Annotated in this window: 16 protein-coding genes and 1 tRNA gene; 10 read left to right on the forward strand and 7 right to left on the reverse strand. The window is 54.4% G+C overall.

Going from position 1 to position 14300, the window contains the following annotated elements; genetic code table 11:
• The first annotated feature begins 158 nt into the window (after positions 1–158).
• Complete coding sequence (locus HG15A2_RS06330) at positions 159–1487, forward strand: TolC family protein (RefSeq protein WP_145058923.1); 1329 nt, start codon at positions 159–161, stop codon at positions 1485–1487.
• A gap of 27 nt (positions 1488–1514) precedes the next feature.
• Here HG15A2_RS06330 and HG15A2_RS06335 read toward each other — a convergent pair whose 3' ends face one another.
• The 6 genes from HG15A2_RS06335 to HG15A2_RS06360 form a co-directional block, all read right to left on the reverse strand.
• The gene (locus HG15A2_RS06335; RefSeq protein ID WP_145058925.1) at positions 1515–1976 is read right to left on the reverse strand and encodes a response regulator; all 462 of its coding nucleotides are present in this window, start codon (positions 1974–1976) and stop codon (positions 1515–1517) included.
• Between the two features lie 21 nt (positions 1977–1997).
• On the reverse strand, positions 1998–3842 hold the full coding sequence (locus tag HG15A2_RS06340) for a CHASE domain-containing sensor histidine kinase (RefSeq protein ID WP_145058927.1): 1845 nt from the start codon (positions 3840–3842) through the stop codon (positions 1998–2000).
• Between the two features lie 175 nt (positions 3843–4017).
• The gene (locus HG15A2_RS06345; protein WP_145058929.1) at positions 4018–5172 is read right to left on the reverse strand and encodes an ATP-binding cassette domain-containing protein; all 1155 of its coding nucleotides are present in this window, start codon (positions 5170–5172) and stop codon (positions 4018–4020) included.
• A gap of 80 nt (positions 5173–5252) precedes the next feature.
• Complete coding sequence (gene devC / locus HG15A2_RS06350) at positions 5253–6446, reverse strand: ABC transporter permease DevC (protein ID WP_145058931.1); 1194 nt, start codon at positions 6444–6446, stop codon at positions 5253–5255.
• 122 nt (positions 6447–6568) lie between these two features.
• A complete protein-coding gene (locus HG15A2_RS06355; RefSeq protein ID WP_145058933.1) occupies positions 6569–7786 on the reverse strand; it encodes an FtsX-like permease family protein in 1218 nt (405 codons plus the stop codon).
• A 60-nt stretch (positions 7787–7846) separates the two neighbouring features.
• Complete coding sequence (locus HG15A2_RS06360; protein ID WP_145058935.1) at positions 7847–9190, reverse strand: hypothetical protein; 1344 nt, start codon at positions 9188–9190, stop codon at positions 7847–7849.
• 515 nt (positions 9191–9705) lie between these two features.
• On the opposite strand from HG15A2_RS06360, the gene HG15A2_RS06365 reads away from it, so the two are divergent.
• The 9 genes from HG15A2_RS06365 to HG15A2_RS06405 all read left to right on the forward strand — a co-directional run bounded on the left by HG15A2_RS06365 (position 9706) and on the right by HG15A2_RS06405 (position 14053).
• Positions 9706–10401, forward strand: coding sequence for a DUF1990 family protein (locus HG15A2_RS06365; protein WP_218932359.1), 696 nt, complete (start codon positions 9706–9708; stop codon positions 10399–10401).
• Positions 10398–10595 carry a hypothetical protein gene (locus tag HG15A2_RS06370; protein WP_145058939.1) on the forward strand — a complete coding sequence of 66 codons (198 nt, stop codon included), beginning with the start codon at positions 10398–10400 and terminating at the stop codon, positions 10593–10595. The genes HG15A2_RS06365 and HG15A2_RS06370 overlap by 4 nt, the downstream gene beginning before the upstream one ends.
• A gap of 161 nt (positions 10596–10756) precedes the next feature.
• Positions 10757–11059, forward strand: coding sequence for a hypothetical protein (locus HG15A2_RS06375; RefSeq protein ID WP_246117896.1), 303 nt, complete (start codon positions 10757–10759; stop codon positions 11057–11059).
• Positions 11060–11309: 250 nt separating this feature from the next.
• Positions 11310–11588 (forward strand): hypothetical protein, encoded by a 279-nt coding sequence (locus tag HG15A2_RS06380; RefSeq protein ID WP_145058941.1) that lies wholly within the window; start codon positions 11310–11312, stop codon positions 11586–11588.
• 73 nt (positions 11589–11661) lie between these two features.
• The gene (locus HG15A2_RS06385) at positions 11662–12111 is read left to right on the forward strand and encodes a hypothetical protein (protein ID WP_145058943.1); all 450 of its coding nucleotides are present in this window, start codon (positions 11662–11664) and stop codon (positions 12109–12111) included.
• A gap of 219 nt (positions 12112–12330) precedes the next feature.
• Positions 12331–12684, forward strand: coding sequence for an STAS domain-containing protein (locus HG15A2_RS06390; RefSeq protein ID WP_145058945.1), 354 nt, complete (start codon positions 12331–12333; stop codon positions 12682–12684).
• A 27-nt stretch (positions 12685–12711) separates the two neighbouring features.
• Positions 12712–13182, forward strand: a complete 471-nt coding sequence (locus tag HG15A2_RS06395; protein WP_145058947.1) for an ATP-binding protein — start codon at positions 12712–12714, stop codon at positions 13180–13182.
• A 154-nt stretch (positions 13183–13336) separates the two neighbouring features.
• On the forward strand, positions 13337–13936 hold the full coding sequence (locus HG15A2_RS06400; RefSeq protein ID WP_261342152.1) for a DUF2585 domain-containing protein: 600 nt from the start codon (positions 13337–13339) through the stop codon (positions 13934–13936).
• A 44-nt stretch (positions 13937–13980) separates the two neighbouring features.
• Positions 13981–14053: transfer RNA gene (locus tag HG15A2_RS06405), tRNA-Asn, on the forward strand.
• On the opposite strand, the gene HG15A2_RS06410 is transcribed toward HG15A2_RS06405, so the two are convergent.
• On the reverse strand, positions 14022–14285 hold the full coding sequence (locus HG15A2_RS06410; protein ID WP_218932361.1) for a hypothetical protein: 264 nt from the start codon (positions 14283–14285) through the stop codon (positions 14022–14024). The two genes, HG15A2_RS06405 and HG15A2_RS06410, sit on opposite strands and share 32 nt — an antisense overlap.
• Positions 14286–14300 lie beyond the last annotated feature (15 nt).

Here is a 14300-nt window from a genome sequence, read left to right on the forward strand (position 1 = left end):
CTCGGGGCTTCGCCGAAAACGCCTAACCAGCAAACTCGACCAGACCCGCATACGCGGAAAATTGCTGGCATTTGTTGCGAGAAGCGCCAGCGGTATTCGATAGGTAACGAGCAGGAACAGGTTCCTCTCATTACACCGGTTGTCCGGTATCGAATATCATGCTTTCGCGGATTCTCATCATTAAGACGCCCCTGCTCACCGTGGTGATGCTGCTTAGCTTGACGCTACTGGTTGGCTGTCGCTGCACTTCATCCTGCTGTCTGCCAGAAACCCCTGCCGTCCCCTGCGTGTGCATGACGGCGTTTCCTGACGGCCAGTCGGCCAACGTGGCCGATCTGGTGCCGGTCTACGAAGATGCCGAGCTACTGCAACCCCTGCCAACGCCAGCAGAGAGCTTCTGCCAGCTCGATCCGGCAACGTGTCAGTGCAACGCCGCGGTGAACGCAAATCTGGCGAACCTCGTGAAGCTCGAGCAGCATTGGGCAAGCACCATCATCGAGTGCGATTCGCGTATTGTGAGAGAAAATCTTTGCCTTAATCGCGATCTCCTGGTGCTTCACGAGTATGACTTACGATCAGAGGCCGCCGTTGCAGCAGTGGAAAGCCTCTACAATTTGGCAGCATTGGAAGCTCGGATCCACTACCTTGAGCTCGCATTGCAAGAGAATCGCAATACCCTTGCTCGTATTGATGCGCTCGAAGCGGAGGGGCTGGAGACCGATGGACTTGATCGCGGGGAAGTCGAAATCGTTATCAACGCCTTGAAAGATCGCCGCTTGCAGGCTGATTACACACGACTGCAACTCAACGGCCAATTGCAGAAGTTGCTTGCTTGTTACTCTAACGAGTTCCAGTTTTATTGGCCCTCCGTGGACTGGGTTCCCAATCTCACTCCCGTGGACATCTCAGCCGAAGTTGCGCAAGGCATGGCGCATCGCTCGGACATGCGAGGTGTTCAGCTAGTGCTCTGCAAGTTAGAGAAAGGGACACTGCGGGTTGCCCGTGGCGTGTTGAATATTGCTGACAGCACCCTAGGTTCAGTGGAACCCACTGAAGGCTGGATTCATCGACTGCGTTGTATTCGTTGCAGCGGACACGAAGTAGATGTGCGCTGCAAGCAGTTGGCTTTGCTCTACACAGATACCGAGAACCTGGCGACAGCAGAGCTGAAAAACGCAGCTTATCGAGTTGCCATGCAGCAAAAACGAGTCATGCTTGCCCGCCAGTCGGTCGAAGATCGTCGTGAGTCCGTTTACCGCATGGAAGAGAAGCGGGACGTGGAGGAGACCACGATCTTCGAGATCAGCCGCGAGCGCAGCCGGCTTTTCGACGCGGAAGGCGAGTTGGTCCAGCAGATTGCGAATTTGAAAATCGCCCGCGTGAAGCTGAAGTTCGCCCAGGGCACGCTCGGGCAAGAATGCGGCTACACCCGCACGTTGTGTACCGAGGGCTGTTGCGATGGAGCTTGCATGCGTTGCAAGAAGTGAGGCCTCTCGTCGTTCGCTTTCCCACCACTAATTTCCCGGTAAGCGAACCGTTGCAAACCAATAGCTGAAAACCTTACTCAACGACTTCGCAAACTTCTTTGTATCGCTTAGCTTGGTGAGGTAGCCGTTGGCATGATTCTTGTAGGCAGTGGCAACGTCGTTTTCGTTCTCTGACGTCGTGAGGATGACGACCGGGATTGTTGCCAATTGTTCGTCGCTCTTGATGGCCTGCAGCGTTTCATGACCACTCATCCGCGGCATGTTCAGATCAAGCAAGATAAGATCAGGGCGACAGGCGTCTTCATGAGCACCTTGGCTGCGAAGGAATTCGAGAGCGTCGATTCCATCCCTAGCGATGTTTAGCTTGCAGACGACTCCTACCTGACTCATGACCCGTTCGGTCATCATGACGTCAACTTCGTCGTCATCGACAAGTAATATGTGAATCGGCTGTTTCGGGAGAGCAGTGTCGCTGAGCGTCGCATCCATCGTGATCAATCCGTAAGGTTGTTAGACGGCTGTATTGGCTTTAGGCAGCGTAAAGTAAAATACACTACCCGATTTTGTAGGAGCTTCCTGGCCACGCTGCATGTCCTCGTCAGATTGGGATTCTAACCAAATTGTGCCGGAGTGTCTCTCTACAATCTTTTTGCAGATAGCTAGTCCTATGCCAGTGCCCTGATAGGCTTCGCGGGCGTGTAGGCGTTGGAATATGAGGAAGATGCGATCCCGATACTGTGGCTCGATCCCGATTCCGTTGTCCGCGACACGAAACTTCCAAAACTCTCCCTCTTCAGAAGCAGAGACGTGTACTTCAGGGGTGGCTTCTCCGCGATATTTGAGCGCATTACCAATCAAGTTTTGTAGCAGTAAGGTCAGTTGGGTGCCATTGGATTGAACCGTCGGGAGGTTGGCGACTTCCACCTTTGCTTGGGTCTCATCGATCGTGTATTGCAGGTTGGAAAGTGCGTCGTGACAGACGCGGTTGGCATCGACCACCTCCGAATGCTCCTCGTCACGTCCAATTTTGGAGAACGAGAGTAAGTCCTTGATCATTTGACGCATTCTCTCCGAGGCGTCTACCGCGTAACTAATCCACTGCTTGGCTTTGTCGTCGAGTTTGGACGAGTAATCTTCGAGAAGTACCTGGCAGCAAGCAGTCACCTTGCGTAGCGGTTCTTGAAGATCGTGAGAGGCGACGTAAGCAAACTGCTCCAGCTCTGCATTGCTCCGTTGCAGTTCAGCCGCATGAATCCGCAGTTCGGCGGTCATCTCTTCAGCCAGCTCGTAAGCTCGTTGCCGCTGACGGGACAGCGAAGCGATCACTAAAAATAGCAACACGTCGACTATCAATCCGCCGATGGCAACGAGCAGGCTTTGCCAATTTTCGATACTGCTAGTTAATTCGGGTCGTGAATAGGTTACGAGTGTCAAGACTCGACCGCTGAAGTCGAGATAGCGTGTCTCGGCAAACTCGGCAGTCTCGCCATGTTGCGGGCCTTGTAACTGTGCGCTGCGGTACATCAATGCATCGGCAGAGTTTTCTTGACCGCTAAAAAGTTCGAACGCGATGCCTCGAACAGAGTCGCCAATAATCCCATGCATAAGGTCGCCGGAACGAAACGCCGCATAGACGAAACCCTGAATCGCCTTCCTGCGTTCTTCGACCGAAGTGGTTGGCAACCCGGGAGTATAGTGCGGCAGGTAGTAGAGGAAGCCGGCTTGGACATCCACATCGGTTTCCTGAACCAAAGTAACATTACCCGTGATCGAGGGGAGTCCCGTATCTATTGCTCGATCCATCGCTTGACGGCGCACTGGGTTGGAGTACATGTCGTACCCGAGAGCTCGCTGATTGCGCCAGTCAAAGGGCTCGAGGTAGACGATCGAGGTAGTAAACGCTCGTTCCCCTGAAGGCTTGATTTGGAATTCAGGAAATCCGTCCGCACGAATTTCTTGCTCAAAACTTGCCTTGTCGCTAGGTGCAATGACTCTGCTATACCCCATGCCTTGAATGCCGGGGTAGTACTTTTGCAGCTGTGAATTCGAGACGTAAGCATGCCACTCCCCGCGGCTGACGTTCTCAGAGGCGGCAAAGAGTCCGATTCCGCCGCGGAGCACCTGTTCGTATTCCAGCATCCTTTCTCGGATCGCCACTTCGAGTTCATTCGTCCGTACAGTGAATCTTTCAGCGGCGCGTTCGTTGAGATAACGATTGGAAAGCAACCAGGCACAGAAAGTCAGCAGCAGAGAAATCCCTAACACAAGCCACGCCAACAACGGGCTGTGCCGCCAACGCGATTTCAGCTTCGCGTCTTGCAGCGGCTTATAAGGTGAATTGGGAGGGCTACTCATCGGAGATACCTAGGCATAGGGAAAGTCCAACCTAGATAACTCTACGTTACCGGGGCATCAGTCTAAAAGCATTTCTCCCAGGCGAATACGCCAGGAGCTAAGCTCTGTACCGATTTTCAGCTTGGCACAAGCGGCTCGTCACTGCGACTTGCGGGTAGCCACTGGCAGCCTAGGGTCAAGTACGACCTGCCAGCACGCTGCGGAGTTCGGACTCGAAAGTCTTGCTTTGGTCGAGCACGGCTTGGAAATCCTCTTGGCCGAGCGTGTAGAACGTGGTCTCCTCCGTGGCGATGACCGTCGCGTTCCGTGGTTTCTTAGTGATAAGCGCTGCCTCGCCGAAAAACTGGCCCTGGCCGAGTTCAGCAACCTTCTCGCTCTTGCCTGCCTCTTCCACGATGACTTCCACATGGCCGGCGCGGATGAGATAAAACAGGTCGCCCGGATCGTTCTGCCGAATGACCACTTCGCCAGGCTCTGATTGGCGGACCATCATCTTGTCAGCCATGTCAGTAAGCGTATTAGGTGTGAGTTCTGCGAACAGCGGATACTGACGCAAGAATTCGCAGATGACCGACGCTTCGACCACGGCCACATCGCTTCGGATATGGCCTTGCACCATGTTCACGATACGATCCGCTACGTCGAGAATACGATTGTCGTGCGTCACCATAATGACGGTGCAGCCTTCGTCCTTTGCCATCTCTTGAAAGAGTGTGACCACTTCGCGTCCCGTCTTTTCATCGAGGGCGGCAGTCGGCTCGTCTGCGAGAATGAGCTTCGGTCGATGTACCAAACCGCGGGCAATGGCTACGCGTTGTTTTTGACCACCGGAAAGCGAATTCGGCTTGTAATGAATGCGGTGGCCCAGATCGAGTCGTGTGAGCAAGTATTCAATGCGCTCTTTGGCGGCTTTGCGCGAAATCCCTTGCAGCTCCGCCGCCATGTTCACATTTTGGAATGCAGTGAGCGACTCGAACAAGTTATGCGCCTGAAAGATGAAGCCCATGTCGCGACGGATGTGATTGATGTCATCACGGGAAGCTCCGTTGAGCTCGTTCCCGAGCACTTGCAAGCTGCCCTCGCAAACCGTGCGCAAAGTGCCAATAAGGGTCAGCAATGTGGTTTTCCCAGAGCCCGACGGGCCGGTCATGATGACGATCTCTCCGCGGCGGACTTCAAGATTGTTGTCGAAGAGCGCCTGCGTGCGCTGCTCGCCATCGCCGAAAAAGTGGTTCAGTCCTCCCACCTTCACGGTCTTGGGTAGCTGGGCGCCATCGGCATAGGCACCGCTGGTGGCTGGTAACGATAGATTGGGCGTGGCAGTAGTCATAGTTTCATCTCGTCTCAGTCAACTAGCCCCCGGTGCAAGCCGGGACTTCGCTTGGTGAACAACAATAAATCGAACGGTCTCTAGAATAAACTTGCCGGATCAGCAGACAACAATTTCCGCACTGCCAACAACCCCGAGGCGATGCACATAAGAATGGTTAACCCAAGCACCTTCATGGCTGAGGGCATGGTCATTATTAACTGTAGGCCGGTCATGTTCGCGAGAAAGTAGTACAGCCCCCAACTCGCAAGCAGGCCGGGAATGAAACCAATGATCGAGAGCAGCACCCCCTCGGCAACGATCATGCGAACAAAGTAGCGGTCTTTGTAGCCCATAGCGCGTAAGGTGGCGAACTCAGACATGTGGTCGGCAATGTCGGTATAGATAACCTGATAGCAAATCACTACGCCGACGACAAATCCGATGATCTTGCCGGCCGAGAAGATGATACCGATCGGTGTACTGGCGTCCCAGAAACCGATTTCCTGATTGCGATATTCTTCCCTTGTGAGCACGCTAACATCATTGGGCAGCAGGTCGTCTACGAGGTCGCGCACCTTTGCCAGGTCGGCGTCTTCTTGCTTATGGACTACGCCCAGGTCAACCACATCCAGCGGATTGCCAAACTGCTTGCGAGCGGGGAAGTAGCTCGCGAAGTTTTCGGCACTCATCACCAAGTTGCCGTCGTGGGCGAAATCCGTACCGAGCTCAAAGGAGCCGACCAACTGTAGCCGCTTTCCTGCCAGTTCGGCTGGTTGATCGGCGAGCAGGTCGTCGTCCTCGGTGGGGAAGGCGAAGTTGGTACCCTTACTGCGCACATCGATCAGAGCGGTATTCGGGATGCGGAGCTTGTAGATCTGGTCGGTGATCGCGTCTGCCCGGAGTACCGGGTCTTTCAAGTGAAAGCCAATCGAACGGATTGGATAGCCCTTGGAGCTTTGTCCCTTTGTGAGGTTCTTGAGTACTGAGAGCGTTAATTCCGAATAAATTGGAAACGCCCCGGCGACGCCAAAGCAAGAACTGGCTTGATTGATGCGTTCCTTGGGAAAGCGTTTCTCGGCGGCTAGCGTGTACTTTGCTTTGCTCACCAGGAAGATATCCCCTCGCAGATCGTCGATGAGCTTAACTTGGCTATCGAACAGCGCTTTCTGGAAGCCTACTTGCGTAAACATTAGCAGCACCGCAAACCCAATCCCGGCTAGCGCAACCGCCAACCGGCGCTTGTCGTGCGTTAGGTTCTTCCAGGCGAGTGGTGTTTTGCGAAGTAAGGGCATGTGTTTAGTGGTGACGATCTCGTTGTTCTGGTGGAGAGTCCAGTTCTTAACCGCGACCTTGGTAGGCGGCCAACAATTCTGTCTGTGTCCCTTTCTGGTTCACTATGGAAACTTCATACGATCTAGAATAAATCTGCTGGGTCGGCTTGGAATAGTTTTCTCAACGCGGCCAATCCCGAGAGCACACACATGAGAATTGCCAGCCCCAGGACGATGCTGGCAATTTGCCAGGTCATGGCCATGGGCATGCCTGAGGCACTGCTCACTATGTAGTACAAGGCCCAGGAAATGAGGATCGATGGTACGTAACCCACCAGCGCAAGCAGCACCGACTGCTGCAGCACGACCGAGGTCAGATAGCCATTGGTGTAGCCCATCGCCTTCAGCGTGGCGTATTCGCCCATCATGTTAGCGATGTCCGTAGAAAGCACTTGGTACACAATCGCCACGCCAACAAACAACGCTACATAGACGCCAATTTCAAAAATAAAGCCCAGTGGCGTCTCTTTCACCCAGCGTTTCTCTTCGCGTACTCTCACTTCATCGCGGGTCAGCACCTCGACATCGGCAGGAGTTGCTGTAGGAGGGCCTTCGAGTTGCACAGGACCGAGCAACTGTTGAATAGCATTCTGCACTTGATGGATATCTGCTCCCGGTGTGAGTGTCACCAGTCCCAGGTTCACCTGTTGAAGCGGTTGCCAGTAGCACGCTTTTGCAAAGCCATTGGGATTGGTCAAGCAGGCACCATTGGCCGCCAGTCCGGTGCCTAGTTCAAACGTGTCGACAATCTGAAATCGTTCGCGTCCGAGAACCGTCTTTACGCCGATGTCCAACTCGCCGAAGCGTTCACCATTGCTTGGCCCGAAGTCGGACTTGCTCTTGCGATCAATCAACAAGAAGCTGCTATCAGTCAGGTTCTTCACCTTCTCGCGAATCTCCGCCGGCCTAAACGCAGGGTCTGCGGGATCGGTGCCCATGCAGATGATGCCGCGCCACTCGCCTTGCCAGTCGCCCAGCTTCGCATCAGGTGGTTGCGGGGCTTGCCACTCGGTGAGACCCAAGTAGAACGGTCTCGAAGCCTCGACCCCAGGTAGCGATGCCGCTTGGTAGATGCGTTCCCGGGGAAAAGTTCTCGGGTCAGTCAGATGCAAGTAAGTGGGCGAGCGCAGCATCAAATCAAATTCGAGCGCGTCGTAGATCTGCGTGGCGGTTTTCTTGACCGCCCCTTTAAAGCCCATTTGCATGAAGATCAGGATGACCGCAAACCCGACCCCCGCCAGCGCAACTGCTGTGCGGACTTTGTTGTGAACGAGATTTTTCCAGGCCAGTGGAGTTTTCATGATTCGCTCCCCTGGGAAAAAACTTTGCGGTTGCGGGCCCTTAACGGGGGAGAGGGGTTCTCACTTGGCCGTGATTTTCTCGCACTCAGTATCGACGTCGAGGGGGCTTTCTGCCGGCGCGTCTGCGGGCTCTTCCACTTCCGCCTCACTCTTTCCTTGGGCTTGCTGGTTAGATTTTTGCGCCTTCTTGTCGACCGGGATAAACTCGACGGTCACTTGCAGGCCCACCCTGGCGGCCGCTTCTTTGGTCACAGCGATGAGCCGCTTCTCGCGTTCCTCTTCGGTGTCGCGTTTGGGATCGAACTCGATCCGGACTTCAACGACCGAGCGATCGCTGGGGGCCAATGGGTTACGATTGGTCAGCTCGGGATTGCCGATCATCGAACCGATGTGGACCACTTTGCCTCTAATTCCGCTAGCAAATTTCGAGTCGAAAGCAGAGCTGGTGATGACCACCTCTTGGCACTCTTTGATCTGCGTGAGGTCACCTTCGTAGACTTCCGCGATGCAGACCATCGTGCTTAAATCAGCCGCTTGCAGCACGGGTAGTTGCGTAATGAACTCACCCGGCTCTACAAATTTTTTCAGAATGGTTAGCGGCGGATCATTCTCAGCACCGGGTGCATATAATTCCGACTGTTGGACCGTTTGCTGCGCGACCTCCAGTTCCAACCTGACGACTTCCGACTGATCGATGTCAGTAAGTTGCGACACATTGCTCTCGGCAAGCGCCTTACTCGCCACGGCCGTTTCCAAAGCAACTGTGGCGGCCGTCTCTGCTGCCAGCAGACTGTCTTTCAAGGACCGATGCTCGTTGCGAGCGCGGGCTGCCTCATTCTCTTTGCGCCGTAGCTCATGAGGTGTCACCAACTCGGGATCTTGCCTTTGGAGTTGAGCAAGCCGCTGGACGTCTTCAGTCGCAATGGCAGCTGCTTCTCCTAGGCCACTGAGTTTGTTTTTCTGCGAGTTGATTTCTGCGATTTTCGCAGTCGCTTCTGCAACAGCAGCGGTGGCTTGATAGACCTGCAATTGGGCGCCACCCTTCTCGTACTTCTGCTGCTTCTGTGCCAGGTCGTACTTCTTCTCCAAGGCTTCGACCTGCTTGCTGCGGAGCGTATAGCTAGAGAGCACGGCTAGCTTGCTACCAGCGGCAACTTGGCCACCTTCTACAACATGCATCGCGTAGGACTCAATCCGCTCGCCGGGAATCGCGCTGATGGAGATGACTCCGCCGGCCGGTTGGAGCCGTCCAAGGGCCACCACACGACGCGGACCGCTGGTTGTGCCGCGAACATTTTGGGCGGAACTACTTGGCTTGTCTCGGCAACCAACTAGCGTCAAGCCGGCGATTGCCAAGAGGCATCCGCTGAGTGTAAGACGCAGGTAAGTCTTGGGCAGGGGCATTCGATCTATGACAATTCAGTTATGTGTTATCTCAGTAGTGTCCATGAGCAGCGTCGCGAAGTTATCGTAGCAACTCAGATACAAAGCCACGTCCATTCCCTGCACGATTGCTCTCCGCCTGCGACTTATCCGATTCTAGCTTAAAGCCTCCTTCGACGGCTGAGGAAAAGACTTCCACAATTCCCAGCTTTGACAGGTAGGCGACTTATGTCAAGCAATCTGACGCGACCGAAGTCATGGAGAGAACGCTACTTAAACGATTTTTCGGCTTCCAGCGGGGGGGACTCGCACGGAAAACCTCGAGGCGATCCAGAGCGAATTGCAGGAATTCCCAGCAAAGCTATGCTTGTTCGCTACGGTCGTTACAACTAGATGGGTAGAGCTACCGTCGGGGGCAGTCGTCGATTGGTTAATCGGCTGCCATCGTCGCGGTAGGCACTCTGGCAGGCATCCTAGTCAATAGTATCTGAGGTGGCCCAGTCTTTGTGGGCGCAATCGAAAGCATGCATCCCACTATGAAAACCACAATCGCTAGGCAGTGGTCAATCACGAAACCAAGCGACAATCAGCTGCACAATTTCTATGAGCACCAACAGGAACAGCCGTTGACCTTTCCTGTCGAAACTCGCCTCGATGGAAGCCCCCCGGTTGGGTTTCAACTTGATGATAACCGCGTATTACTGGGCCAGGGAGAGGAGACTTACCGCGCAGCTTGCGACGCCCTGCGCTGCTGGGAGATGTATCCCAAGTCGTGGATTGAGCTCATTCCACCAAAGGCTCCTCTTCAGGTTGGGACGGTCGTCCTGGTACTCGCCAGAGCCTATGGAATCTGGTGGAAAAACGTTTGCCGAATTATAGAATTGTTCGACGACAATAGTCCGTCACCTCAAGTTGCTGGCAGTCGGGCGGTTCGAGCTTACGGATTCACCTACGCCACCTTGGCTGCTCACGTTGAGTGTGGCATAGAGCGTTTCCTTATCACCCAAGATTCTGAAGGCCAAGTGTGGTACCAAATTCGTGCGTTCTCACGGCCGCAGCACCGGTTATTGAAACTTGCTAAGCCCCTAGCTCGCAGAGTCCAATCGCGATTCGTGCGAGACTCAAAAACCTGCTTAGTAGCGGCAGTGCAACAACGGAACGCAAAGCGTTTAAGCCAAGGTGCAAATCAGGCTATTTCGCCAAGTACGGCAGTTCCCTTGCCGAGCCCATGAAGTCGACTAAAGGAAGCACAACGGCTTGGTTGCTGTTGCCAGTACAAGCCTGCTGCGGAATGGTGTGTCACTTTCCACCATTGGAGTGGCTTACGATCGAGCGGATGCGTGCCAGCCATGGGACGATTAATTTCCTGGGCTACGCGTTGCGCGGGACCCTAGCTTCGCCGACTCAATCCTCAGAAGCTACCTAACACGTTTTACCTGCAAACGTAGGTTGCAAACCATCTATGAATTCTACGAACTCTAGGCAAGCCGCATTCGTATTGGTGGGGTAGGATGCATGAAACTATCCTTATACCCACCCAGGCAAACTTCGCCTAACCGCCACGTCATTTCCAGCGAAAGTAGAGCCATGAAACGTATCTCGACCTTCATTACAGGCATGCTTGTTGGTGGCGCTCTCGTTTACATGGCGTTGCACTATCACTTGGTACGCGCTACCGATGGCATGCATCTCGTGCCGAAAGCAGAGTCCTCAATAGCTTCTACGTACGTAGATATCCGCAGCTTCGGGCCACGAGATTGGCTCGATCACCCTAATCTGGCAGCGGCGATGATGAAGTCGGGCCAGGAAGAGCTGATGGATTCTACCATGGACAATACCCTGCAGAATGGCATCGACCGGCTGTTGGGTAGTCCCCAGAATGGACGCTGAGCAATACAGCTGAATGCACGCGACGCTCCGCAGGAACCGTTCTAAGCGTCGCAATCGTCTACTTGTCGCAATCGCTACTATCCACCTCTGCCGCAATACAGGCGCATTGCTCACTTGCTGAGTGAGCGTGTACTGCAGGTTCGGATTCTTTCGATAACTACTTGTAGCGACGCACAGGATGTGCGGAGCTTTGCCGTGCGCAGGAGGCGCCAGTGGCCTGAGTCTCCTGTTTGCATCGAAGGTTCGCAGCGTGGAATTCAATCGCAATCAATGGTTCTTCATCGGCATCTTCTTATTGCTCCTGGGCCTCCAGTTCCGCATGGTCACGGAATACGTCCTGAATCGCGAGACGACCCAATTCCTGGCAGAAAACACCGCCACGGACGCCGATGCCTCGTTGTACGGCCTGGCGAGTGACTTGGGTGCTACGCCGCAGAAGGTCATTCACCCACCGGTTTGGCTCGGCTGGTGTACGCTCTCCGTGGGGTCGGTTTTTGTATTGCAAAGCCTCGCGATGCGTAAGCCGTAGTTGGCGCCCTACCTACCTGCTTTGCTCCAAGTCCTCTGCCTAGCAGAATTTCTCCCGCAGAAGTTGTCCCAACATGCCACATCACACTCGATTCTTCCAGCGCCCCGATGGCCTAATCCTGAGCGTGTGCTGTTTGACGCTGCTCGCGACGTTTCTTCCACAAGTGCAGGGGCGTACGGGATTGAGTCCCAAGGCATCCGGCAGCGTCGTTCACAGCGAAGATTCGGGATTCGCCAGCAAGTCGGGCAAGCGTCGGCTGCGCGAAGGGACTCGTATCGAGGGTTGGTTGGGACATTTCGAACTCAAGAGCCAGTCAGCGACTTTTCGCACTGAGCAAGGGCATGTACTGGGCAGCCTAGCTAATCTAAATCTCGAACGAATCGTGGCAACTCTCCAAGCGGCCGACAAGCCTGAGGACATGTGGTGGAGCGTCAGCGGAACGATCACCGAGTACTCCGGCAAGAACCATGTTTTGATCTCAAGGGCTGTCTACAAGGCGACTGCCGTTAGGCCAGAGCACTGAGAGTCGGGCTTACTGACGGGCATTCTGTGCAAGAGAACGGCATAGTCACCTACAATCACGCCCAATATTGACTTTTCAGTTGCCCTGAATCTCCCAATGGCATCCTCGCCGTAGATCTCCATGTTCGCTATGATGGATGTCGTCGGATCCGTGTCGGTAGTATTGACTGGCAGGAATCTGCCCACCAAACAAAGTCCAAGGCAAGCTTAGAAGCGAATTATGACAAACACCAAACGTATCGATGTTAGCGAGTCGGCATCAGTCACCGTCGTGCGATTCAAAGACTCAAAAATCATCGACCCAGAGTCGATTCAGGAACTGGGCGCCGAGCTCTTCGATCTCATCGAGCAGGACGATAGAAAGAAGTTGGTGCTCAACTTCTCCGATATCGAGTTCCTCTCCAGTGCGGCGCTGGGTAAACTCATCACTTTTGATAAGAAAGCCAAGCGTGCTGGGTCGAGGCTGATCCTCACCAATATCTCACCAGAGATATTCCAAGTTTTTGCTATCACTAATCTCGACAAGCTGTTCGAGATCAAAGATACCGAAGCCGATGGGCTTGCCGTGTTGTAATCGAAACTGTTTCGAACTTCTCCTTCCGTGTCGCCTCCTGATTGCGTCAACCGTATGTCAGCGGACCCCAGCCCAAGCGTATTCAAAGAGTCACTACCAAGCTCTCTTGATAGCTATCAAGAGTTCGTGCAATCGGTACTCACGGAACTTGAGTCGCTAGGCTGGCCAACTCAGCCGGATTTATTTGCGATTCACATGGCACTGGAAGAGTCGATTAGCAACGCCATTCGACACGGCAACAAACAGGATGACAGCAAACGCGTAGAAGTCGAATGTCGCCTAAGCGAGGACGTCTTCTGGGCCCAGGTATGCGACGAGGGTCCTGGGTTTTGCCCCAAAGACGTGCCCGACTGCCGCGACAATGACCGTCTAGAAGTCCCCGGTGGTAGGGGACTAGCCCTGATCAAGGCCTACATGACGATCTGCGAGTACAACGAGCACGGCAACTGCTTGACCATCGAGAAGCGCCGCGGAGACGAAACCACTCCAGGTGGGTAGCAGGCTTTACCAGGCGGAACGTCTCTGCGTCTAAGTCGGCAAGCGGTGCGCGCACGTGCTTAATAGGGGAAAACGAACATCCCAAAACCGTGCAGCCGACCTACCGAATGCGCCCCGTTCGACCAACTGGGTCCTCGGTCCCAGTCTACTGATTGTGGCAGTCGCTCTCTGCGTCCTACTTTGGCTTGGGCAGCCCTTGTTTTGTCATTGTGGCAGCCTCCTTTTCTGGATCAGCGACGCAGCTGGCTCGCACACTTCGCAGCACTTCACTGATCCCTACAGCATTACCCATTTCCAGCATGGTCTGGTACTCTGCCTCTTCATCGGCTGGATCTTCGAGAAATGGACAGCTTCTACGCGGGCGGTCTCGTGGCAGCTTACCCTTACGGTCCTGATTGAAGCAGGTTGGGAAGTGCTCGAAAACACGCCCCTTGTCATCGACCGCTACCGCACGGCAACCGTCGCAGTCGGATATCGGGGCGATGCCCTCATCAACAGCCTGGGCGACATTGTCTGTTGCATTTTGGGTTGGATTGTGGCCAGATACTTCGGGTGGCGGTGGACGATCGTTCTGTTTGTAGCGATTGAGATTGCCCTAATCATCATAATCCGGGATAGTTTGCTACTCAGTATCCTGATGCTAACCTCTCCAGTCGAAGGGATTCGAGAGTGGCAGCAGGGGGAAAGTTTGTCCGCTTCCACGAACCCCACCCCTCGAAACCCCCTCCCCTCTTGCTGGTACCGTCTCCAGTGAATAAACTGGGGATCGCTGGCAACGTCTGAGAGTTTGCCACCCATTCCCCTGTAGCTCAGTTGGTAGAGCGAGTGGCTGTTAACCACTAAGTCGTAGGTTCGAGTCCTACCGGGGGAGCTGAAGCGGTAGTACTTTCCCCGAGTATTACCGCTTTTTTCGTGTTTTGTAGAGTCGAGGTGGTGTAACTGTCGGTGCGATTCAACCGCTGACCGACGCTGACCGCACCACCTGTTGCACCACCTCCAGAGCCATCGTGGGTAGTGGTGGCTGCTGGCTCATCATGGGCGTCTGTGGTTTGCAGATAATGCTTGTCGGCCACTCGGGGCGTATTCCCTAGCCATTCGGTCACAACGTGCAACGGGAA

The sequence above is a fragment of the Adhaeretor mobilis genome (assembly GCF_007741515.1).
Lineage (GTDB): Bacteria > Planctomycetota > Planctomycetia > Pirellulales > Lacipirellulaceae > Adhaeretor > Adhaeretor mobilis.